The organism is Clostridium sp. MCC353, from assembly GCF_018785315.1.
Classification (GTDB): Bacteria; Bacillota; Clostridia; order Lachnospirales; family Lachnospiraceae; genus CHH4-2.
On record NZ_WQPN01000013.1, the window covers coordinates 14748 to 36998 of the forward strand.

General features: G+C 48.1%; 16 protein-coding genes and 1 pseudogene. 5 read left to right on the plus strand and 12 right to left on the minus strand.

Features of this window, described 5'->3' with window-relative positions:
• Positions 1-10: 10 nt before the first annotated feature.
• Genes GPL15_RS03035 through GPL15_RS03060 form a run of 6 tightly spaced genes read right to left on the minus strand, consistent with a single transcriptional unit; the run spans position 11 to position 6926 of the window.
• Entirely contained in the window at positions 11-1528 is a 1518-nt protein-coding gene (locus tag GPL15_RS03035) for a serine hydrolase (protein ID WP_215695891.1), read from the minus strand.
• A 10-nt stretch (positions 1529-1538) separates the two neighbouring features.
• Positions 1539-3131, minus strand: coding sequence for an ABC transporter substrate-binding protein (locus GPL15_RS03040; RefSeq protein ID WP_215695893.1), 1593 nt, complete (start codon positions 3129-3131; stop codon positions 1539-1541).
• A 31-nt stretch (positions 3132-3162) separates the two neighbouring features.
• The gene (locus tag GPL15_RS03045; RefSeq protein WP_215695895.1) at positions 3163-4128 is read right to left on the minus strand and encodes an oligopeptide/dipeptide ABC transporter ATP-binding protein; all 966 of its coding nucleotides are present in this window, start codon (positions 4126-4128) and stop codon (positions 3163-3165) included.
• The gene (locus GPL15_RS03050; protein WP_346344886.1) at positions 4125-5099 is read right to left on the minus strand and encodes an ABC transporter ATP-binding protein; all 975 of its coding nucleotides are present in this window, start codon (positions 5097-5099) and stop codon (positions 4125-4127) included. Before GPL15_RS03050 ends, GPL15_RS03045 begins: the two co-directional genes overlap by 4 nt.
• A gap of 9 nt (positions 5100-5108) precedes the next feature.
• Entirely contained in the window at positions 5109-5972 is an 864-nt protein-coding gene (locus GPL15_RS03055) for an ABC transporter permease (protein WP_215695897.1), read from the minus strand.
• A 15-nt stretch (positions 5973-5987) separates the two neighbouring features.
• Positions 5988-6926 (minus strand): ABC transporter permease, encoded by a 939-nt coding sequence (locus tag GPL15_RS03060; protein ID WP_215695899.1) that lies wholly within the window; start codon positions 6924-6926, stop codon positions 5988-5990.
• Between the two features lie 322 nt (positions 6927-7248).
• Between GPL15_RS03060 and GPL15_RS03065 the strand changes: the two genes are divergently transcribed.
• Both GPL15_RS03065 and GPL15_RS03070 read left to right on the plus strand, forming a co-directional pair.
• Entirely contained in the window at positions 7249-8364 is a 1116-nt protein-coding gene (locus tag GPL15_RS03065) for a CapA family protein (protein ID WP_215695901.1), read from the plus strand.
• Positions 8365-8368: 4 nt separating this feature from the next.
• Positions 8369-8956 carry a TetR/AcrR family transcriptional regulator gene (locus GPL15_RS03070; protein WP_215695904.1) on the plus strand — a complete coding sequence of 196 codons (588 nt, stop codon included), beginning with the start codon at positions 8369-8371 and terminating at the stop codon, positions 8954-8956.
• A gap of 51 nt (positions 8957-9007) precedes the next feature.
• Here the strand turns inward: GPL15_RS03070 and GPL15_RS03075 are convergent, their stop codons facing one another.
• Complete coding sequence (locus GPL15_RS03075; protein WP_215695906.1) at positions 9008-10303, minus strand: SLC13 family permease; 1296 nt, start codon at positions 10301-10303, stop codon at positions 9008-9010.
• 25 nt (positions 10304-10328) lie between these two features.
• Positions 10329-10454, minus strand: a complete 126-nt coding sequence (locus tag GPL15_RS27875) for a DUF6783 domain-containing protein (protein ID WP_346344887.1) — start codon at positions 10452-10454, stop codon at positions 10329-10331.
• On the opposite strand from GPL15_RS27875, the pseudogene GPL15_RS27880 reads away from it, so the two are divergent.
• Positions 10413-10526 (plus strand): annotated as a pseudogene (locus GPL15_RS27880) (DUF6783 domain-containing protein); the annotation flags it as partial. The gene GPL15_RS27875 and the pseudogene GPL15_RS27880 sit on opposite strands and share 42 nt — an antisense overlap.
• Here GPL15_RS27880 and GPL15_RS03080 read toward each other — a convergent pair.
• Positions 10510-11886: an MmgE/PrpD family protein gene (locus GPL15_RS03080; protein WP_215695907.1), complete on the minus strand. Its 1377-nt coding sequence runs from the start codon at positions 11884-11886 to the stop codon at positions 10510-10512. The pseudogene GPL15_RS27880 and the gene GPL15_RS03080 overlap by 17 nt on opposite strands.
• Before the next feature lie 261 nt (positions 11887-12147).
• A complete protein-coding gene (locus GPL15_RS03085) occupies positions 12148-14547 on the minus strand; it encodes a pyruvate formate lyase family protein (RefSeq protein ID WP_215695909.1) in 2400 nt (799 codons plus the stop codon).
• Between the two features lie 296 nt (positions 14548-14843).
• On the opposite strand from GPL15_RS03085, the gene GPL15_RS03090 reads away from it, so the two are divergent.
• Complete coding sequence (locus tag GPL15_RS03090; RefSeq protein WP_215695911.1) at positions 14844-16424, plus strand: helix-turn-helix domain-containing protein; 1581 nt, start codon at positions 14844-14846, stop codon at positions 16422-16424.
• 100 nt (positions 16425-16524) lie between these two features.
• Here GPL15_RS03090 and GPL15_RS03095 read toward each other — a convergent pair whose 3' ends face one another.
• Together GPL15_RS03095 and GPL15_RS03100 are read right to left on the minus strand one after the other, a co-directional pair.
• Positions 16525-17469, minus strand: a complete 945-nt coding sequence (locus GPL15_RS03095; protein WP_215695913.1) for a glycyl-radical enzyme activating protein — start codon at positions 17467-17469, stop codon at positions 16525-16527.
• Between the two features lie 50 nt (positions 17470-17519).
• Positions 17520-19919, minus strand: a complete 2400-nt coding sequence (locus tag GPL15_RS03100) for a pyruvate formate lyase family protein (RefSeq protein WP_215695915.1) — start codon at positions 19917-19919, stop codon at positions 17520-17522.
• Positions 19920-20424: 505 nt separating this feature from the next.
• Between GPL15_RS03100 and GPL15_RS03105 the strand changes: the two genes are divergently transcribed.
• Positions 20425-22053, plus strand: coding sequence for a helix-turn-helix domain-containing protein (locus tag GPL15_RS03105; protein ID WP_215695916.1), 1629 nt, complete (start codon positions 20425-20427; stop codon positions 22051-22053).
• Positions 22054-22251 lie beyond the last annotated feature (198 nt).

The window sequence follows — 22251 nt, forward strand, 5'->3', positions numbered from 1 at the left end:
CCTTCCGCCATCAGCACTGTTCATCCAGCACTGCGGTCAAATGAAACTCGCCCTTCTTTTTGTCCACCGCACAGCCCGGAATTGCAAGAGCCGGGGTTTTTATGTACAAATGGAGCCCATCTTCGTCAAACCTGAAATCAAACTGGTCTGAAGCCACTCTCCCCAAACTCCGCCCGAACACCAAAAGCCTGTTCCGGTCCGTCCATGCCCCGCCAGCCATATGTTCCGTCTGATTCTCTCCGTCAATAAAGTTCCCATGAGTTAAATTAGGCGGTATCACAATATAGTCTCCGGATAGCGGCCATTTTCCCGCCATGCCGCATCTCAGGCGGTGGACGGTTCCATGTTCGGATGTGATGATCTCCACTTCCTGCCTGACCCTGTCAAATTCAAAACGGATCGTTTCACAGCCAAAGGAATTTTGTTCAAAAGTAAACGTTCTTCCCCCGATCTCCTCTTCCAAACCGCTTTCGTCGCTTCCGCAGGGAGCAAGGTTCCACTGTTCCAGGCGGTTTTTAAGCCTTTCATATGCCTGTGGGTTGGCTGGAAGCGGACGTCCGCTCATCTTTAAGTACACCAGGTCATAAAATGTTTTCTGTATGCTGAAATCACCTTTGATCTTGTTATTGGCCATACAGGAAAATACCATATCAGCTTCTGTGAAAACACAGGAATGATTGTCGTTTCCTCCGGCCAGCACAAAACCTTCGCAAGGCATTTTCCAAACCTGGTAACCATATCCGAAATTCCGGAAGATCTTAGGATGATTGGCAGTTGAAATATGGAATTTTCCAAACTCATCGCAGAGCTCCGGGCTGATCAGTTGTTTTCCATTCCATATTCCCCGCTTCAGCAGAAGATATCCGAATTTCGTTAAATCGGTCTGCCGCACACAGACAGTAGAAGGCTCCCTCTCCTTTTGTTTATTATACCTGCACAGCACCTTTACCCCCATGGGTTCTAAAAGGCGGGGTTCCATATAGGAAAGGATATCTTCCCCTGTTTTTTTCTCCACTATTGCCGCCAGCACATGGGGAATTCCGTTGTTATAGAAGAAACGGCTGCCCGGTTCATAGACAGGATCGATGGACAGAAATGTTTTGATCCAGTTATCGCTTTGGAACATTTCCACACAGGAGTCCACATCCTGACCGCAGCTCATGGTCAGCAGATGGTAAACCGTAACCCGCTTCATCTTTTCACTCAGGGATTTAGGCAGCTTATCGCTGAAAATATCGATAACCTTTTCATCCAAACCGACCTTTCCTTCCTGAACTGCAATCATCACTCCCAATGCGATAATCCCCTTGGCAGAGGAATAGATACGGTGGAAATTGTTAAGAGAAAATGGCTTTCCGGCCCCTTCTGCTATGATTCTGTCATGGCGGATGACCTGGAAACTATGCAGGTCCACTGCATTGCCTGCATTATTGATCTGCACCGTTTCAAAAAAGTCCAGCAGAGATTCCGAAGAGATTCCCTGTTCTTCCGGTGTACTGTATTTTAAATTCTCATTGTCTAATATCATCTGTTCCCTCCTATTTCCATGAAAATGCATCGCCTCTGATTGTGGAACTCTTCGATATCTGAATATCGTTGAGACCGGAATTATGCGCAACCAGTATACAGGTGGACGAAAGGGCATAATACGGAACGTCCTTACAGATCAGTTCGGTCAGATACAAAGTATTATCATGGATCAGTTTCTCATCCGTGCTGTTGACGGCCTCCGCCGATTTGGCCGCTCCCTCTTCATGCACATAGGCCAGGTTGGGGATTGTAAAGCAGTACAGGTTGATTAAATCCAGGGAACTTCTGCTGCCTGCCGTGTTCATGGTGTTCATACACATATCCCATCCGCTCTGGTGGTCTTTTAAGGTATCATCAAAAACGGCCGCTTCCACCTGTTTAATACCGGCGTTCAAACCGATCTCCTGTAGGGACTGCTGTAAAATTTCAGCCGCAGTGGTCTGTGCCGCATCCCCGCTCTTTATATTGATCGTCACTGCCGTCCCCTCCGCGATTCCCGCTTCCTGCAAAAGGGCCTTTGCCTTATCCAGGTCATAGCTATAATAATCTTCCGGCATATAGTTATCCGCCATATTTCCGGATTTCGGAGAACAGCAGGTGGTACACACCTCACCGAAGCCGCCATAAGCCGCCGCTGTTATTCCCGGTGCGTCCGCCGCATAAGCGATTGCCTGACGAACCCGGGCGTCATTGCAGATAGAGTATTCGGAACAATTAAACTGAATGGCATTGATTTTATCGGTGAATATCTCCATTCCTGAGAAATTGCCAGCCAGCAGGGAATCATAGTCGGAGGTAAGCACATTATAAGCGCAGTCCACCTCTCCGGTCTGCAGGGACGTGGTTCTCTGGGAAGCTTCTTTAATGAAGACGATTTTAAAGTTTTTAATGGCTGGAGCCCCTGCCCAGTAATCGTCTCTCCCTTCAAAAACAGCATAGGCGCCTTTCACATACTCTTTCAGCACATAAGGGCCGCTTCCAATGGGTTTGGCTGCCATCTGGTCCGGGCTCGCCTCAAAGGCTTCCTGATAGAACAGATTGACATTTTTCAGTGTAACAATGGCAAATGCATATTCCTGCTGAAGCACCAGCTCCACCGTGGTCTCGTCCAGAGCTTTGGTATTCTCCGTGTCAATATATTTCACCCAGGTTCTGCTGCTGGTATCCGCATAGGCGGTTGCCAGGGTGTAGACCACATCTTCCGCCGTGAGCTTATGTCCATCAGAAAATGTTACATCATCCCGCAGATGCAGTTTATAATGGGTTCCGTCCACTTTTTCGATCTCCTTACAGACACCCGGTTTAAAATTTCCTTCCATGTCATAATCAAACAATGCGTCATATACCTGGTAAGAAATATCGCCGTATCCGGTCTTGGGGCTTTTTAATGGACAGAAGGTTTCAGGATCATTGGGATATGCGAATACCACCGAATCCTTTGTCTGATTGCTGCCTGCCGATTTCGCCTCCGTACTCGTTTGTGCCGGAGCCTGTCCCTGATCCTGGGAAGGTTTTTCCGCCCCTCCTGACGAACAGGCCGATGCCGATACGACCATGGTCAATGTCAATAAAAGCGCTGCCAATTTTTTACCTCTTTTCATACTGTCCTCTCCTTTCGCCGTTACACCGGCTTCATTCCTTGATTTCCCTGTATCTGCAGCATGACACAAAATGGTCCTGCCCGATCTCTTCCAATTGCTGCATTTCTTCACAGGCTTTATCCGCATAGTCACATCTGGCTGCAAACCGGCAGCCCGGTTTTGGATTTATAGGAGATGTAATCTCTCCTTTTAAAATGATTCTCTTCCGCTTTATATTCACTTTCGGAACCGGAATTGCCGAAAGCAGCGCCTTTGTATAGGGATGTTTCGGATGGTAAAACAGTTCCTTTGCCGGCGCTTTTTCCACCATCTGCCCTAGATACATCACACAGATGTCGTCGGACATATGCTTAACCACAGAAAGATCATGGGTGATAAAAATATAAGTCAGTCCAATCTGAGCCTGGAGATCCTTCATCAGGTTCAGAATCTGGGCCTGGATGGAAACGTCCAGGGCCGATACCGGTTCATCACAGACTATGAACTTGGGGTTCAAAGAAAGAGCCCGGGCGATACCGATCCTCTGCCGCCTTCCTCCATCCAGTTCATGGGGATAAGAATTGGCGAACCGCTGGGCCAGACCCACGATGTCCATCAGCCGTTCCACTTCCTGATTCAACTGTTCTTTTGACAGACCGCCTTTTCTTTTTAATGGCTCCCGGATGATCTCGCTCACCGACATTCTGGGATTTAACGAGGAATAAGGATCCTGAAAAATGATCTGCATATCTTCCCTCAGTTTTTTTAACCGGTCCTTCTCCACCTTCGTCACGTCTTCCCCCTGAAAGAAAATCTTTCCTCCGGTACTCTCGTGCAGATGCAGGATAGTTCTTCCCAGGGTGGATTTTCCGCAGCCCGATTCTCCTACCACCCCCAGTGTGGTTCCTGTCTTTATCTTAAAACTGACATCGTCTATTGCATGCAGATCCCCCTTTTTCGTCTTAAAATATTTTTTCAGATTCTGGACTTCCAGTATTGTTTCATTTCCCGACATCATCCGGCCTCCTTTGCTCTCAGGCATTTCACCATATGGCCTTTTGCCACTTCCACGCCTGCAGGATTCTGAACTTTACATTCTTCGGTACAATAGGGACATCTGGTATGAAATTTACATCCGTCAGGAAGGCTGGTTGGGTCTGGCATCAGTCCTTTTATGGGGCTTAACCGTTCCACATCCTTATCCAGATCGATGATGGAGCCGAACAGCCCTTCCGTATAGGGATGTCCCGGATGATTAAATACCGCCTCGGCTGTTCCATACTCTATGATTTCCCCCGCATAGACAACTCCCACTTTCTGTGCCATTTCGGCAATTACGCCAAGATCATGAGTGATGATGATCACCGATGTGCCATAATGGTCTTTCAATTCATTCATCATCTGGAGAACCTGGGCCTGAATTGTCACATCCAGAGCAGTTGTGGGTTCATCCGCCAGCAGAAGTTCGGGATGACAGGCCAGGGCCATTGCGATAACCACCCTCTGCTTCATGCCTCCGGAAAACTGATGGGGATAATCGCCATACCGTTCTGCCGGGATTCCCACCTGTTCCAGCATATCCACCGCCCGTTTTTCTACCTCCGCTTTTGACAGCTTTTCATGCAGTTCTATGGCTTCCGCAATCTGGGCACCCACGGTGCGTACCGGGTTTAAAGAGGTCATGGGATCCTGGAAGATCATGGATATCTTTTTTCCCCGGATTTTTCGCATCCTGGATTCTGACAGTTTCAGCAGGTTTTCTCCATCCACCAGAATTTCTCCATTTTCCACTTTTGCCTGGGGATTTGGAAGAATGCCCAGAATCGCTTTGGCAATGGTTGTTTTTCCAGCTCCCGTTTCCCCTACCAGTCCCAAGGTTTCACCTTTGACCAGTTCCAGGTCCACATGGTTGACGGCGCAGACCTTTTTGCCATCTGAAAAATAAACCACACTTAAATTCTTTATTTCCAAAAGATTATGATCCATCATCAAGTCCCCCTAATTCTTCAATTTCGGATCCAGCGCATCCCTAAGCCCGTCGCCCAGCAGATTGAAGGACAGTACTGTGAGCATGATGCAGAGGCCGGGGAACAGGGCCAGATATGGATAGTTTCTCAGATAATTTCTTCCGTCAGAGACCATGGCCCCCCATTCCGGGGAAGGAGGCTGTACGCCAAGGCCCAAAAAGCTTAAAGTTGCCGCTGCCAGAATCGACTGTCCCAGGCTCATGGTGATCTGGACGATCAGCGGGGAAATGGCATTGGGAAGAATGTGTTTAAAAATGATCTCGAAATCATTTGCATTGGTAGCCACCGCCGCTTCCACATATTCCTGATCCCTGCATACCATAAACTGGGATCTTAAAATCCTTGCATAGATCGGGATTGTTGTGATTCCCAACGCGATAATCGTATTCCTTCCGCTGGCTCCAAGGGCAGATGCCAGTACCATAGTCAGAAGGATGGACGGTATTGACTGATAGATATCCAGCAGGCGCATCAGCAGATTGTCGATCATCCCCCCGTAATATCCCGCCACGGCGCCCATAATTATTCCGAAAAATGCCGCCATTAAAACGGACAGGAAGCCAATCTTTAAAGATTCCCGGGCCCCATAGATTAAACGGCTTAAAATGTCCCTTCCCACTTTGTCTGTACCGAACAGATGATTTCCTCCCGGTTTGCAAAATGTGTTCATCAAATCCTGCTGTGTATAGCTGTAAGGCGCGATAAAATCTGCAAAGACCGCCGCCAGAACCATAATAACGATTACCCCCAAGCCGATCATAGCCAGTTTATTCCTGCACAGCCTTTTCATAACGCCGGAAAAACTGCTCTCTTTTTTCGATTTATTCCTTTTCATAAACGCCCTCCTTCCTCATCGGCTGCTTCTGTACTGGGAACGGATTCTCGGATCTGCCGCAGCATAGACTAAGTCCATGGCCAGCATACAGAGTCCAAACCATAGGGAAATTACGAACACCCCTGCCTGAACCACCGCATAGTCCCTGGAATTGATGGCATTAATCAGATAGCTTCCCATACCGGGAATGGAAAAAATAGATTCCACCACCATGGAGCCCCCAAGGGCATGGGCAAATCTGGCAACTATAACCGTGATGATAGGCATCAACGCATTCTGCAGCCCGTGTCCGTAAATGACCTTGGATTCCTTCTGCCCTTTTGCCCGTGCCGTTGTTATGTAATCCTGGCGGATGACTTCCAGCATACTGGACCTGGTCTGCCTTGCCAGGCTGGCCGTTGTTCCCAATGCCACGGATACGCATGGAAGGATGTATCCGGTCCAATGATCCACTCCCAGAGAAGGCAGAATTCCGAGTTTAAGCGCAAAGAGCATGATCATCATCAATGCGAACCAGAAATTCGGCATAGATACAAAAAACAGGGAAAAGAACATGGTAAAATTGTCCTTTGCCGAATACTGGTGTGTGGCCGCCAAAACCCCCGCCGGTATCCCGATACATATGGCGATCAGCAGGCTTATGACAGAGATCTTCAGCGTGTAGGGAATCCGAAACAGAATCTGGTCCCTAATGGAATCCCTGGAAGTATAAGATTCGCCGAAATCAAACTTTGTCGCCGCATGATAAATGAATCTGCAGTATCTTTGAATAAAAGGATCATCTAATCCCAGCTCTTCATTGAGCGCCGCTTTGCTTTCATCCGTCGCTTCGATTCCGAGAATGATTGTTGCCGGATCTCCCGGAGTGAACTCCATAATCGCCATAATCACCAGCGAAACCCCTAAAATAACCGGAATCATCCACAAAATTCTTTTTCCAACATACTTTAACATATTTGCGTGTTCATCCTTTCTTTAATAGTCGGCCATCTATGGCCTTTTCCATACCCAATACAGTAACTTCTGCCGTATATCCTCTTTTTTTATACACATCCTCCTTTTTTTGGTAATAGTCTGCATTTTTCATTCATTGTGTATAGCATAGCATGAATGATATACCTCTTTCCATATGAAAATTGAACAAAATTCAAATTTGAATTTTGTTCAATTTTCAACTTGTTATCCTGCCATCAATCTTTTAAAATTATATTTAGATGATTATCAACCCGTAATCTGGAAATTTTACCCATTATCCAGTATAATAAAGGAGACTATTATGAATACAAAGCCAATCACGTTTCTCGCTACCGGCGACATCGGTATGAACCGCCCCAATCCGGATTCCATTTTCGACAAGGTTCGGAAAGAATTGTCCGGGGCAGATTTATTATTTGGCCAGTTAGAGCCTTGTCTTGCCGATACTGGCAGTCCGGCCTGCCAGTGCCGTCTTCCTATGCGGGGACATCCCGCCAGCGGGCGCGCGATCAGAAAGGCCGGTTACGATGTCATTTCCTTTGCGACCAATCACTGTATGGACTGGGGGCGGGAGGCATTTTATCAGACCCTGGATGTAATTCGCTCTAATGGAATGGTTCCCATAGGTTCCGGAAGCAATCTGGTGGAAGCCAGGAGACCTGGCATTATAGAAGTTGACGGGGTCCGTTTCGGTTTTTTAGGATATAATTCCATACTTCCCCAGGATTACTGGGCTACGGATGAACGTCCGGGCTGTGCTCCCATGCGGATCCATACGGTCTATGAACCCATTGAGCATGACCAGCCCGGCACTCCCTGTCAAATCCATACATTTCCCTTCCGGGAAGATATGGAATACATGCTTGCGGATGTGACCGAACTGCGCTCTCAGGTAGATATTCTCATTTTTTCGATTCATTGGGGAATTCATTTCATTCCGGCCGTACTGGCTGAATATCAAAGGGTCGTCGCTCATGCTGCTATCGATGCCGGAGCCGATATCATTTTGGGACACCACTCCCATATTCTGAAGCCGGTGGAGGTTTACCGGGGCAAGGTGATTTTCTACAGCCTGGCCAATTTTGCCCTGGACCCGCCTCAGGCCTTTGATGAACATCTGAATGAAAAAGCCAGTCATAAGCACATGGTATCCCTTAATCCATCCTGGGAAAACAACGGCAGAAATATGCCTGATGATTCCTACAAGACCATACTCTGCCGCTGCACGGTTGAAGATAAGAAAATCAGTGATGTTGTATTCCAGCCTGTCAGCCTTGATTCCAATTCCAATCCGAGAATTTTAGAGCCGGATGAACCGGAATTTATAGAAATTGTCAATTATATGAAGGAGATTACTGTCAGCCAGAACCTGCCGACCGATTACGTAACTGACGGCAGATATGTCCGACCGAGGTGAGAATATGCCAAGAAAAAGTACTTATAACAAATCAGAAGTGACCCGTGAAAGCCTGAGGCGCACTGCTCTCCTGCTTTTCAGTGAAAAAGGCTACTCAAAAGTTACGATCCAGATGATCTGTGAAGCCTGCGGAGTCGCCACCGGGTTATTTTATTATTATTTCCCATCCAAAAGTGCGGTAATTGAAGAATCCAGGAAAATTGGAGAACCGCTTTTTGAAGAACTATTGCAGAAAGCGGAGCTTCCGGAAGATACGGAAGCTTATATCAGAACTTATTTTGAGATTTATGCAGAAGTGAATCTCCATCTGGGCACGGATATTTTCATGCGCGTGACCCCTGAACGAGGTTCCGGCTCTCAGGACGAAACCACCCGTCCCACACATATCCGTTTAGAGAGAAAAATTGAAGAAGCACAGGAAAAAGGGCTGTTCCGCGCTGAAGCGGAACCGGTTAAAATCGTCCAGCAATTATTCACTTATGTCCGCGGCGTGATCATTGACTGGTGTCTCTCTTCCGGGAGCTATGATTTGAACAGTGCAATACAGACCATGCTGACGCCATACCTGTACTATTATATTATTAGACCGTAAACTTTAAAGTAAAGGGTGAAGGCATTTTCGAAAATGCCTTCACCCTTTACTTTAAATATGGAAAAATCCAAACAACCCAATGGATGCCAATACCGCGCAGGCCACCGGTATAATCACCGCCACCGGAATCATCCAGTTTGACAGCTGCTCCTTCACTTTAGGATCCGGGCACCCTGCAATAGTCATCGCTCCGCCTGTTGAGAACGGTGATACGGAAGAACTCATAGCTCCCACGAAAATACAGGAAAACAGCATAACCGGATTCAGTCCCAGATTAGCCGCCAGCCCCTCCACCATAGGATATAAAAGCGGGCACACAACTCCCGTTCCACTGGAGAAAAAGCTTAAAAATGCGGCGAATCCTACCAAAGCAGCCGGAACTAATGCCTTAGGAATGTTGTTGCTCATGATATTGGCAATCGCATCCGTCATACCGGATTCTTTAGCTACGCTCAACAGCATATACATACCTGCGATCAGTACGATCGTATTCATCGGAATTTTTTTAATTACATCTTTTTCATCTCCCAGTTTCATGAATACTGACAGCACCGCTGCAAATACCATCACGGACTGCGGCTGTGTTAACGCCGCGAGTTTTGAGATAAACGGGGTTTTAAACCATGTATTTAAAATTGCCGGAATCACCATGGCGGCCAGAGCCACTAAAAGCAGCCAAAGCTGTTTTTTCTGTACAGCATTAAATGGTTCCGGTTTCTTCACTTCTACCCGTTTCGCCTTATATCCTTTAAAAATCATATAGCAGACTGCGATAACTAAAATCTGTTTAAAGCAGGAATTGAACCATACATAGTAGCTGATCTGGTTTGCGCTCTCCATGTAAGCCGTTTTCTGGATCAAACCATTGGAGATAACTCCTCCAAACCCATTGATCGGATTGTCTCCACCGATGGTGGTGGCACAGGCAACGCTGAGGGCAATCAGAATCGGGTGGATGCCCGCATTTAAACCGATGGAAAATGCCAGCGGTCCGATAATTGCCGGAGTGGAAGCCCCTGCTCCCAAAAATGCAACAACCGCACACACAACTGCGATCACCCAGGGAATCAGTTTTGCATTTCCGTTTAAGCCATAGAGCAGGTTCTTTGCCAGCAGATCCATAGTTCCGTTGTTGGTGGCATAGTTGAAAAACAACGCAATCGCCAGCAGATAGAATACGATGCTGGTGGGCCAGTAGCCGATAACCGTGGATACTTTTCCGCCGTCCACCAATAATACTTCAATTAAAAACGCAAACCCCATTGCAATGATACCTGCATTTACTTTGAATTTCCAGCCTAAAATAATTGCAACTACAATTGCGATCAAAGATATTTGTAAAGCCATAAAATTTATCCCCCTTTACGTTCTTTTAAACGTATGTTCTGGAGTGTGTTTGAAAATTGCTTTCTGTCAGATGTGCGTCCCAGTTTGTGGGAGATTTGTTCCGAATGAGGGAGGCGCAGCGGGCTACGTTGACCGAATTCGGGGCAAATATACCGCAAAGTGGGGCGTGCAGATGACGGGAATGAATTTTCAAACACGCTCTAGTTCTATAACAATGATGTAAATTCTTCAATACTGCTCAATTTTTCCATGTTCCCTATGATTTCGGCCAGGTTCTTTAATTCCTCATCCGTTTTAGGAGTGAGAGCATGGCGGGCGCATGATTGTAACTTCAATTCCAGTTCTTCAAACGATGTTTCTTTCTGAGAAATGCCTATTTCCGTATAGAAATAATGGAAATTTCCACGGCCGGTATAAATGGTCACGTCCGTATTCATGCCCTCAGCCTTTCCCCAGTTTTCATTGGCTTCGTATGTAAATTTGGAAGCCAGTTTAAGCACTTCCCGGTCCTTAAATGCCTCCGGCAAAAAGTCATCCAGCGTCACATCCCCTCTTATCAGGGCCACGGATGCGGTATAGGGTATGCTGAATTTCCCGATAATCGATGTGGTTGGGGCCTTTCTGATCTCCTCCGGCTCCATCAGCATCCGGTTCCTTTGAGAAGTGACTACATGAATCCGTTCAATCTCTTCCGGCTTAATTCCATGCTCCGCCGCCAAAGATTTCACCGCGGTTATGGCCGGGTGTGTTCCGGCGCAGCTGGGCCACAGTTTAAAGTATAAGGTTCCGGCGTAATATTTTTTTCCTAACCCTTCAACAACCCGGTCCAGACTGCAGTTATCCCTGGCGTAAGCGTGATAAAATCCCAGTTTCCCTTCCAGCGGTTCCTCAAATCCGTTTAAGCCCTTGGCGGCGATCTGGCCGCTCAGCACCGCGTTTCTGGCTGAAAATGCTTCCCGCACCGAACGCATTACTGTTTTCGAATTGTTCATCAGTTCAGAGCTGCAGGTGGTCTGACAGAGGTTAAAGCTGAACGCGTCCACAATCTGTCTGGGCGTCAGGCCGAGCAGTTTGCAGACGGCAGCCGTCGCCCCGAAAGAGGTATAGATGGTGGGCATGTAAAACCCATATTTTTCCAGATCTTCATTGGCGCCCAGGGATATTCTGCAGGCAGTCTCACTGCCAAGCACTAAGGCTGTCAGCAGTTTTTTACCGTCCACATTTCCCAGTTTTTCCGCCACAGCCAGAGCGGCGGGGAATGTGGAGGCATTGGAATGGACCACTGCATCCATCTGGGTATCCCCGAAATCCAGGGAATGGGCCATGGCCGCATTGGCAAATGCGGCCCAGCCTGCCGGAAGTTTTTTATCAAAGCCTATAACCGTGGCTTCTCCCTTTCCCTCACTGCTGTTTTCCACCGCCAGTTCCACAAACTGACGGCAGCCGTCGCCTAAAGAAGCGGCTCCAAAAGTGATTCCCACCGCGTCTAAAATCGACTTTTTCTGTGTTTCCATCACATAGGAAGGAATGTCTTCGTAATTTGTATTCGCTATAAATTCAGCGAGTTCATAGCTGATCCCCATATCGTTCCTCCGTGCCTGAGCGTATCTAGCGCAAATTCTGCTCTGCGTAAATTTTTCGCTGCGTAAATTTTTCGCTGCATAAATTTTGCGCTGTGTAAATTTTGCGCTGTGTAAATTTTGCGCTGTGTAAATTTTGCGCTATGTGAATTTTTCGCAGCATAAATTCCACGCTGCATAAATTTTATGCTGCGTAGGCACGCGGTGAGAATTTCAGATCCTCAGCCGCGATTCCCATTTGTGGCTCCATCACAAATAGGGTTCTTACCAGTTATGTCCCATACGGTTGATCACTTCATCCTGAATGGATTCCGGAAGCCTTGTGAAGTAAGCGCTGTATCCGGCAACTCTCACCACCAGCTCAGAATGCTCATCCGGGTTGACTTTCGCATCTTCCATCTCTTCCTTATCCACAATATTGAACTGGACGTGCTTACCGCCGTGGGTCAGATAGGTCTTAATCACCCCTGCCAGTTTTTCCAGGTCTTCTTCGCTCTTCATGGCGCTTGGATGGAATTTCATATTCATCAGAGTACCCTGATAGAGATCCTGATTTACCTTCATAGCGCTCTGGAATACTGCCAGAGGTCCGTGGATATCCTGGCCGTGATCCGGTGACAGGGAGGCGTCCGCAAGGATTTCCCCGCCTTTCCGTCCGTCTGCGGTAGCCCCTGTTACGGCTCCGCCCGGCTGATGGGCTGAAATGGAAATGGCGTTGGGCTGCAGGCTTCCGCCATAGGCGCAGGGCAGGTTCAGGCAGGCTTTCGCGTGATTATCATATACTTCTGCCACAAGGGAATCCACATAATCATCGTTGTTGCCGTATTTAGGCGCATCCTTAAAGTCTTTCTGCATCTCTTCATATCCCACCCAGTCTGCGTCCAAAGCGGCTAAAAGCTGGGCCATGGTATATTTTTTCTCTTCATAGATGAGTTTTTTGATGGCTGCCAGGGCATTTCCGGTGTTCACGCCGCCCACGGCTCCCAGCACCGCTCCATTTTCAAAATCAAAGGTCCGGTTAAACATATCTTTTCCGGCTTTTACCCCGTCTTTCATCAGTGCGGAACGGAAAACATCCGGGAACAGCTCGCGCTCTGCTATTAATTCCACATTGATTCTCTCGTTGGCCATTTCCATCAGATATGCAACCTGTTTGAAGACCGCTTCTTTAAATTCCTCAAATGTCTCCATTTTGGTCACATCGCCGGTCTTCATGCCGACGGTCTCTTTCGTAAAGCGGCAGTATCCGTCATGCAGACAGATATCCATGGCCTGGGGAATGATGAAGAATACCGCAACCTGGGTACGGGTGACTGCCTGTACATTGCCGTCCACGCAGCCGGTCGCACAGTAGTCCCGGGCTGTCTCCAAAGGAAGGCCGCCATTGGTAAAGAATTTTATGTAACTGTTGTCGCCGATAAACGCGGGCAGGCCCAAACCGCTCTTAACCACTTCCAATGCCTTCACCAGAAACTCCATAGGGCTGTTTTCATGGACGCGGACCGTCAGAGTGTGGTGGGGCAGATGGGTATCCAGGGCCGCATCCAAAAGAAGGTAGCTCAGTTCATTGGTAGCGTCGGTGCCGTCCGCTTTCACGCCTCCGATGGTCCAGTTGTACCATTTTGCCATTCCGGCATTTTTCGCCCGGTTGGCCTTTCCGGAAACGCGGTTGATCTTCATCACCTTACAGCGCATGATTTCCAGGATTTCCAGCACTTCATCTCTGTTGATTCTGCCTTCGTCCATATCCTTTTTGAAATAAGGATACATAAACTGGTCGAACCGTCCGCCCGTAGACGTTGGGGATGGACATACCATCAGGAAACTAAACCAGAAGGACTGCATGGCTTCCCGGAATGTCTCCGCCGGTTCATAGGGGACTTTACGGCAGATCCGTGCCATTTCAAGCAGTTCCGCTTTTCTCTTTTCGTTCTCTTCTTCTCCGGCCATCTTCTCAGCCAGATCCGCATACCTGTTGGCAAAACGCACCCAGGCTTCAAATACAATGATCACACCTTCCCAGAAATAACGTTTTTCCAGGGAATCGGCAGAATCATAGCGAAGGTCTTCCAGACACTGCTTCGCTTCTTCAATAATTCCCTTTGCACCGTCTTTCAGCACTCTGGCAAAATCAACGGCCACCAATGAAAATCCAGGGCCAAGGCCGTATCCGGACATGGCAAACCCGCCGCCTGATCCGCCGGATTTATCTTTCCATGGAGGCAGAATGCAGCCGGATTTCATAAACGGCCAGAGCCGGTCATTCTGTCCCAGGCTCTTTCCCATGGTCTCCACCAGATTGCTGTTTAAGCTGTTCCCTGAGAAGCGTTCATTTAAGCGGTACAGCTCTTCTTCATCTTCCGGGCTTATGGTATAGATTTCACTTTTGAGGGATTCCACCTCATCTTTGGTCCATACGCCGTATTCATACTGCATTTCCAGTCCAAAAGGTTTGCTGGCGCCGGAACCGCAGAGCAGGTCGTCGTCTTCGATGAAAATGGTAATGTTATCCAGAATATGCGCGTGCAGTTTGGATCTTCTGATCAGCATGGGTTCCCCGCCGGTCTGCTCCAAAGATTCATTGGCCAGACGGAACAGCTCCACACACAGTGGATATTTGCTGATTTTCAGGCTCTCTTTCATCCGTGTTACCCGTTCATTCATAAAATTCCTCCATTCTACATATCCCTGTCTGAATTTTGACAGAGATGCTCTCATGTTTGCTTGTTAATTTTTTATTGATCATATCATTTCAGGTAAACATCAACAATATTTTCACTTTTATTCGTACGAATCTATGCGTAATGCACATTTCATTTTTTTAACCTTGTGCACGGATTCCATTTTATCTTGCTTAATTTTCTTTTATTTTGTAAACTATATGGACAGGGTACGGGCGATTCGGCCACATTAAAGGGAGCGCGGCGGTCTGCGCCGGCAGAAACAGAGAGGGGTTTTATATGCTGGACATCAACTATATTATTCAGGCCTTGGATAAGACAATCTTGGAAAAACAGATCGGATTTCAGAACTTAAAAGATGTGGAGGGCATTATACTTTTAAAAAATCAGAAAAAGCTGCTTGGCAGTTATCTGTATGTGGGCAGTTATTCCGATGGGCTCCGGCTCCTCAAAACCTGCCCTTTTACAGCCCCGGTGACCATGTTTTTATCGGCGGAGGATGTGAATAATACCGCCCTTTCATCCTGCGGACAGCATAATGTGATCATTTCCACCCTGGATCTCATTGATATTTATAACAGGATCAACCTGGTTTTACAGAATTACCGCCACTGGACTTCTTCACTGATGAAAGCGCTTTGTACCGGGCAGAAACTGCCCCAGATCGTGAACATGGCGTCTGAAATGATACGTTCCCAGATTTTTGTCCTCAATTCCGGTTATAAGGTGATTGCCGGAAGCCAATTCCTCTATTTCGAAGAACCCTTGAGCCGGGAACTGGATAAAAACAACTGGCTTTCCTATGAAAGCTCTTTGCTTCTTTCAAACCCGCGTCATATCAAGGAACAGTCTGACCGCTATAAACTGATCACACAGGGAGGATTCCAATACCATCTTTATGAAATCAAACACCATTCCTGCGTGCTTGCAACCGTATTTTTGGCCGAAAATCCGCAGTCAAAAGGCATCGATCTGAAGAATCTTTTAATTGAATTGTCGAATACCATCACCAATTTCCTGTTAAACGACCAGGAGGCCGTCCTGGAGCAAAATGCCCTTTGCGCCGCATTTATCAAGGATATCGTGGAGGAGAAACTGGCGGAACCGGTGGAAATCCAAAACAGAATCCGTTTTCTGCCAAATCCTTTGGAAGCCTTCTGCTGCGTGGTGCTGATCACCTTTGACCCCGTACAGCTTCCCGATCCGCCTTTCAGCTACATCATGCAGCAGTTGGAGGAAATTTTTGTACATACCAATATGGCGGTCTACCAAAATGATATCGTCATCCTTCATACCCAGGAAGGGCGTCCCCAGGCGTCCATGGATTTTGACTACGAAAAGCTGGATGAGCTTCTAAAGCGCTACCACGCCTATGCGGGAGTCAGCAACGCGTCCCGCCACCGGGTCAGAATCCGCACCATGTATATGATCGCTTCGGCCACCATCCGTTTGGGGCGGGCGCTGCGCAGGGAATCCCTTCCCGAGCGTATTTTTTCTTATGAGGATTACAGCATGTACTACATTGTAGACCTCTGCGCCAAGCAGTATATGGAAGACCATCATCATGATGACCTGATCTACCTGATTCACCCTTCCATCATCAAGATCTGCCGCTATGACGCCTCCCATAAGACCAATTTAAGGGATGTGCTCTTCTTCTATCTGCTCTGCGGATGCAGTTTAAACCGGACTGCCCAAATCATGTATATGCACAGAAATACGGTGCTCAATAAGCTGAATAAAATCAACGAAATTGCGGAAATACCATTGGAGGACGGATATACGCAGCAGCGTATGATCATGTCCTGCCTCATAATGCGTTATTACGAGGACTATATGCACATGACCATACGCTTGTAATGGTTTTTCCCTATTAATTTTTCTTTATAGTTTATGGCCGATTGTTTTTGCCAATTGTTAACGGCCCCGCTGGAGAACCCAGCAGGGGCCGCCCTTTTGCTCAGACGCTTCCGCCCACCTGAACATTGCGGACATGAGAAGCTGCAAGCTGCCGCAGCTCTTCCATCCTCTCTTTGGACGGAGCTTTCATATTCAGAATGGAAGTCCTGCCCAGACTTTCATTTTTTGCTTCTCCCAGATTGTGATAGGGAAGCAGATGGACGGGCACTTCCGGCCCCAGTTCTTCAGCCGTGAACCGGGCCGTCGCCTCGATATTTTCCCGGGAATCGTTGCAGCCCGGAATCACAGGCACCCTTATAATGGCGGGCACTTTCAGGTCCCGGCAGATATGGCGGATATTTTCGAGGATTTCTTCATTGGGCACTCCGGTCAGCTCCTTATGACGGGCGGAATCCATATGTTTGATGTCCAAAAGGCCCAGATCCACATGGGCGAACACCCGGTCTATGGTTTCCCTTGAAGCGAAACTGCAGGTTTCGATCGCCGTGTGGATGCCCTGTTTTTGGCACTCTCTCAACAGGCTTTCGGCAAAATCCGGGTGCATCAGGGCCTCGCCGCCGCTGATGGTCATCCCGCCGCCGGAACTGTCGTAAAAGATCTTATCTTCCGCCACCCGTTTTAACACCTCTTCCACCGACATGTCTTTTCCGGCTGTTTCCCGGGCTTCAGAGGGACACACATCCGTACATAATCCGCAGGATATACAAAGGCTGCGGTCTGTTTTGGCCCATGCCTTACCCTCCGAAAGCTCCATCTGCACTGCCTTTTGCGGACAGACGCCAAGGCATCTGCCGCAGCCGGTACATTTATTCTTATAGTACATCAATTGCGGGCGGGGAGAATTGGATTCCGGGTTCTGGCACCACAGGCAGTTTAAGGGGCATCCTTTCACAAATACCGTGGTCCGTATGCCCGGACCGTCGTGGATGCAGTAGCCCTGGATGTTGAACACTGGGGCGGTAATCCGCAGGGGTTCTTCCTTCATTCCTTGACCTTCTCCTTCCTTTAACAGATTCTGCATGATCCAATCTGTTTTTAAAGCTTTTGTTCCGATCTCTTGATGATCTCATTCTGAACCGCCGGAGTTAAAATCGTGAAATAAGTGCTGTATCCGGCAACCCGTACCACCAGGTCTTTATACTCTTTTGGCGTGATCTGGGCTTTTTTCAGGGTTTCGTTGGAAACCACATTGAACTGAACCTGTTTTCCGCCGTTTAACAGATAGGTTTTCACCAGGTTTGACAATTTCATGATGTCCGGTTCCGTTTCCAGAGAAGATGGAAGCATTTTCATGTTCAGCAGGGTCGCCTGGAATTCGGACTGGTTGATCTTCATCGCGCTTCTGAACACCGCAGTAGGGCCGTTCACATCCGTGCCCTGGGCCGGTGACATGGTTCCGTCGGCCAGCGTTTCACCGGCTGATCTTCCGTCCGGTGTGGCACAGGTATAAGCTCCGCCTGGCGCATGGGCGGTAATAGAAATTCCCGTCACTTTTGGCGGAACTCCGTAAATCGTAGTCAATTTGAGAGCGCTTTCAGCCCAGAAATGATACAGTTCTCCGGCGATCTGATCCACATATTCGATGCCATTGCCGTATTTCGGCGCTTCCGCACACATTTTATGTATCTCTTCATATCCTTCCCAGTTGGCTTCAATGGCGTTATAGAGTTCTTCCATGGTGAACTTCTTCTCTTCAAACACCAGTTTCTTGACTGCCGCCAGGGAATTGGCTGCGTTGATCATTCCAACCGGGTTGAGTACGGCTGAGTTTTCGTATTTCATCTTTCTGTCATTGATATCCCGGCCGGAGGAAATTCCTTCGTAAGCGAACGCGGAATGAACCACATCGCACTGGGTTTCCCTTGTCAGGGAATTGAGGATGTTGTGTTCTTCGTTGTACATGGACTGGAAATAAGCCAGTTGGATTTTAAATGCCTCCAGGAATTCTTCATAGGTTTTAAAGTCCTTCATTTCGCCGGTTTTCGGGCCCAACTGCTCGCCGGTCGTTGTGAGAACGCCGTTATGCATGGTGATATCCAGCACCTTCGGCACGATGAACATGCCAATAGCGCCGATTCTGGATTTTCCGGGAATATTTAAGTCCAGGCATCCTGACAGGGCGAAGGAACGGGCTGTCTCAATATCCATTCCCGGCTCCATCATGACGGTGGAAATATAGTTATCTTCCGATATAAATGCAGGCATACCGATTCCGGTTCTGACCAGTTCCATGCCCTTTTTCATCAGTTCGTCCGGGGTATCTTTTCCTACCCGGATAGTGATGGTAAACTGGGGCGTCTGAATCTCCTGGGCCGCCTCCAAAACCATATAGGAAATGTCATTGGTCGCATCTTTTCCCGTCTTGGGATCGCAGCCGCCGATCACCGCATTGTGCCATCTGGCCATTCCCGCCCATTTGGAACGCTGGGCCTTGCCGCCGGAGACGAAGTTGAACTGCATGATTTTAATTCTCAGGCATTCGATCAGTTCCAGAGCCTGGTCGTGGTCAATGGTCCCTTCTTCCAGCTCCTTTTTATAATAGGGATACATGAACTGGTCAAACCGTCCAAGCGGGGTGGTTCCGTGGGCGACCATCATCCAGTAGAACCAGAAATTCTGAATGGCATCCCGGAAGTTTCTGGACGGATTCTCAGCAATCCAGTGGCAGGTATCCGCCATGCGGAGCAGTTCTTTTTTTCTCTCCTCAGAAGAGGTTTCCTCCGCCTTCTTTTCACAGGCCTCTCCGTAACGGTGATACATCCTTACCATGGCTTCGAGAGCGATGATGACAGCCCTGTAGTAATCGGCCTGTATAAAAGATTCTTTATCGTTATACCGCACAGCCTCCAATGCCTCTTTTGCCTCATTCAGCGTCTTTGAAATTCCCTCATTGATGATTTTTTCATAGTCCGGGATAAACAGGGAATAGCCGATTCCAAGGCCCCAGCCGAACCCGGCTCCGCCCTGTCCTCTTCCTTTTTTCCTGTCCTGCCACGGCGGGCAGAGAACGCCAGAACGGATAAATCCCCACATCCGGTCACCGTCGTAGAAACGGCCCTGCCATTCGTTCATGGTACGACCTTTATCGTTCCAGAATTCGTCACATTCTCTCCATTTTTTCCTGTCCTCATCGCTGATTTCCACGATTCCGTCCTTTAAAAATTCATCGAAATCCTCATCCGGCCAGGCCGGCCCCCATACCATTCCTTCCATTCCGTTGGGTTTTGCGGCCACATTTCCGACGATCAGTTCGTCGTCGTCCACGTAGATCGTTCTCTTGTCCAGGTAATCAGCCGTGGCATAGGCCCGCTGGAGGATCATGGGAAGTCCCTCATGTTTTTCAATGGATTCCTTATAGAGAAGGGGTTTTTCGATGCAGATTTGCAGTTTGCCGTTGTTGATCTGGGAATACATGCGTTTGATTCGGTCCGTCATATGTTTCCTGTCCTTTCTGAAATTATATTATTTGGTTTATCGTTCATTTTTTTGCAATTTCATTGTATAATTTCAGATAATATTATTCAACTTTTCGGCCTTATCCCATATTTCTTTGTGCAAATATGCTCAATCATCCAATTTTCTCTCAGCATTTGTGCACTTTCAGTCTGGACGATATTATTGTTCACCGCCCCCGCTGGCGGACCTGGCCTGTCGGCCATGCCGTTTTACGGGGCTCCGCCTTCCGCTGTTTGAATGATTTTTGCAGGCCATTCACAACTCTTAGACTGGAAGGGGATTGAAATAGGGGGAAAATCTGATCTACAAAGTCAGATTTTCAGAAGACCTGAATCGAGAAGGCCTTCAGAGCTTCTCGATTCAGGTCTGAGGAAGGTGACAAGGGAAGGAAATATTGGTATACTAATTGTTAGAATACCGGTTTAAGCCGGTCCATTTTTACATTGATGTAAACGATCACACAGAAGAAAAGAGGTGCAAAACTTTGTCACATATATCATACTGGATGGAATGCGCAGGCGCTGAACCGGGCCGCTGCCACATCTCCTTCCAACAACTTCCTATTATCGATACAATCCGTTTTGTCCGCAATGGCCAAACGTTCCGGGAAGATATCATCTATATCGGCACGGCACGGGAGGTGGCCGGTATCCTCTCGGATTCGGGACCGGGAAAACCTTCCGGCGTCACATTTTTGTGTTCCGGATATGAAGACGGGCTGAAGGATCTGGCGTCTTCCTGCCGGTCCAATTTGATTTACTCCGATAAAGACCCTTTTCTTCTCCACGATCTGGCGGATGAACTGGTTCACCGTTACAGGAACTGGTCGAACCGTTTCAGCCAATTGTCGGAGCCGGGGCATTCCATCCAGGACATCGTGGATTATGCGGCGGAAATCACAGGTTTTTCCATTTTTCTGCTGAATACGGCAAACCGGGTCGTCTTTTCAAAGATCAAACCGGCTCTTTCTGATCCCGCCCTTGAATCCATGGCGGTAAACGGCATGATGTCTACGGAAACAGCCAAACTCCTGATCGATCCGGTTTCCCAGTCCCGCATACTCTTAAAGGATTTGAGCCCCGGTTATTTCTGCTGGGTTTACAAGGTGATGAAACAGGGGACTCCCATTTCCAATATGATATTCGCCGCCCCGGAAGAAGCCCGCAAGTTCGACGGCTATACGGTGATGGAATTAACCAGACAGGCGATCCACCGGCTGATGAATTCTTCCGACAGCCTTCCTTACTGGGCCGGGGAACAGTTTAAGATTTTACTGCAGGAGATTGTGGAGGGCAAAATTACAGACGAATATGAGATCAACCACCGTTTTTCCATGATTTCCTGCGGTTCAGGAATCTTCTGCAGCTTTATTCTCATCGAACCGGCCGGTTCGGAATCGCTGGCGGACATCTCCCTGCCCGTCCTCACGGAACTGGAAGAGCTGTTTCCCGACAGCAATACCGCCATTTACGACGGCTCCATCGTCCTTTTGCTGTCCAGGCCCAACCGGGCGTTCCAGCCCAGGCCGGTGTTCGATACCGCCGCATTTACCAAGCTGCTTCAAAGATATAACGCCTTTGCGTCCATCAGCAACGCCACCAGCCGCAGGACCCTTTTAAGAACCCACTACATCATGACCAAACGGATTCTGGCCCTGGGGCGGAAGCTCTATCCGGATTCCAGAGAGCGGGTCTATTATTTTGAGGATTTTGCGGAATATTTTATGATCGATCTGTCCATCACCAGTTTTAACAGTCTGTTTGGACATGATGACATCGTGCTGCTCATGCATCCCGATGCGGTGAAACTGGTAAAGTATGATAAGGAACACAATTCCAATCTGCTGGAATTCGTCTACCATTACTGCCTGAACAACTGCAATATGGTCCAGACCGCCAAAAGCGCATACATGCACCGCAACACTGCGGCCAGCCGTCTGGCGAAGGTGCATGAACTGATCCGGGCGGATTTGGAAAATGGGGAGATTCAGCAGAGAATGATCTTCTCCTATAAGGTTCACCGGTATTACAGCCGGTGTTCGGATATGGATTTGGCGGAGAGGCTGGAGGCGTCTGGCGGCGTCAAAAACCGCGGCCGCCAGACGCATAAGTAATAATGACAGGGCATCCTCAGAGAATTGGCAGGCAAAAATTGAAAATGAATAAACTGAAAAGCGCTGACGGACGGTTACGAGGAAGAAAAACAGGAGTTGACAATCCGCAGTGAAATGATGGAACAGAAAAGCCACAGGATACCGGACTATCCTGTGGCAAATCTTAAAATTGGTAAATACCCTTATTAGGCGGAGCAG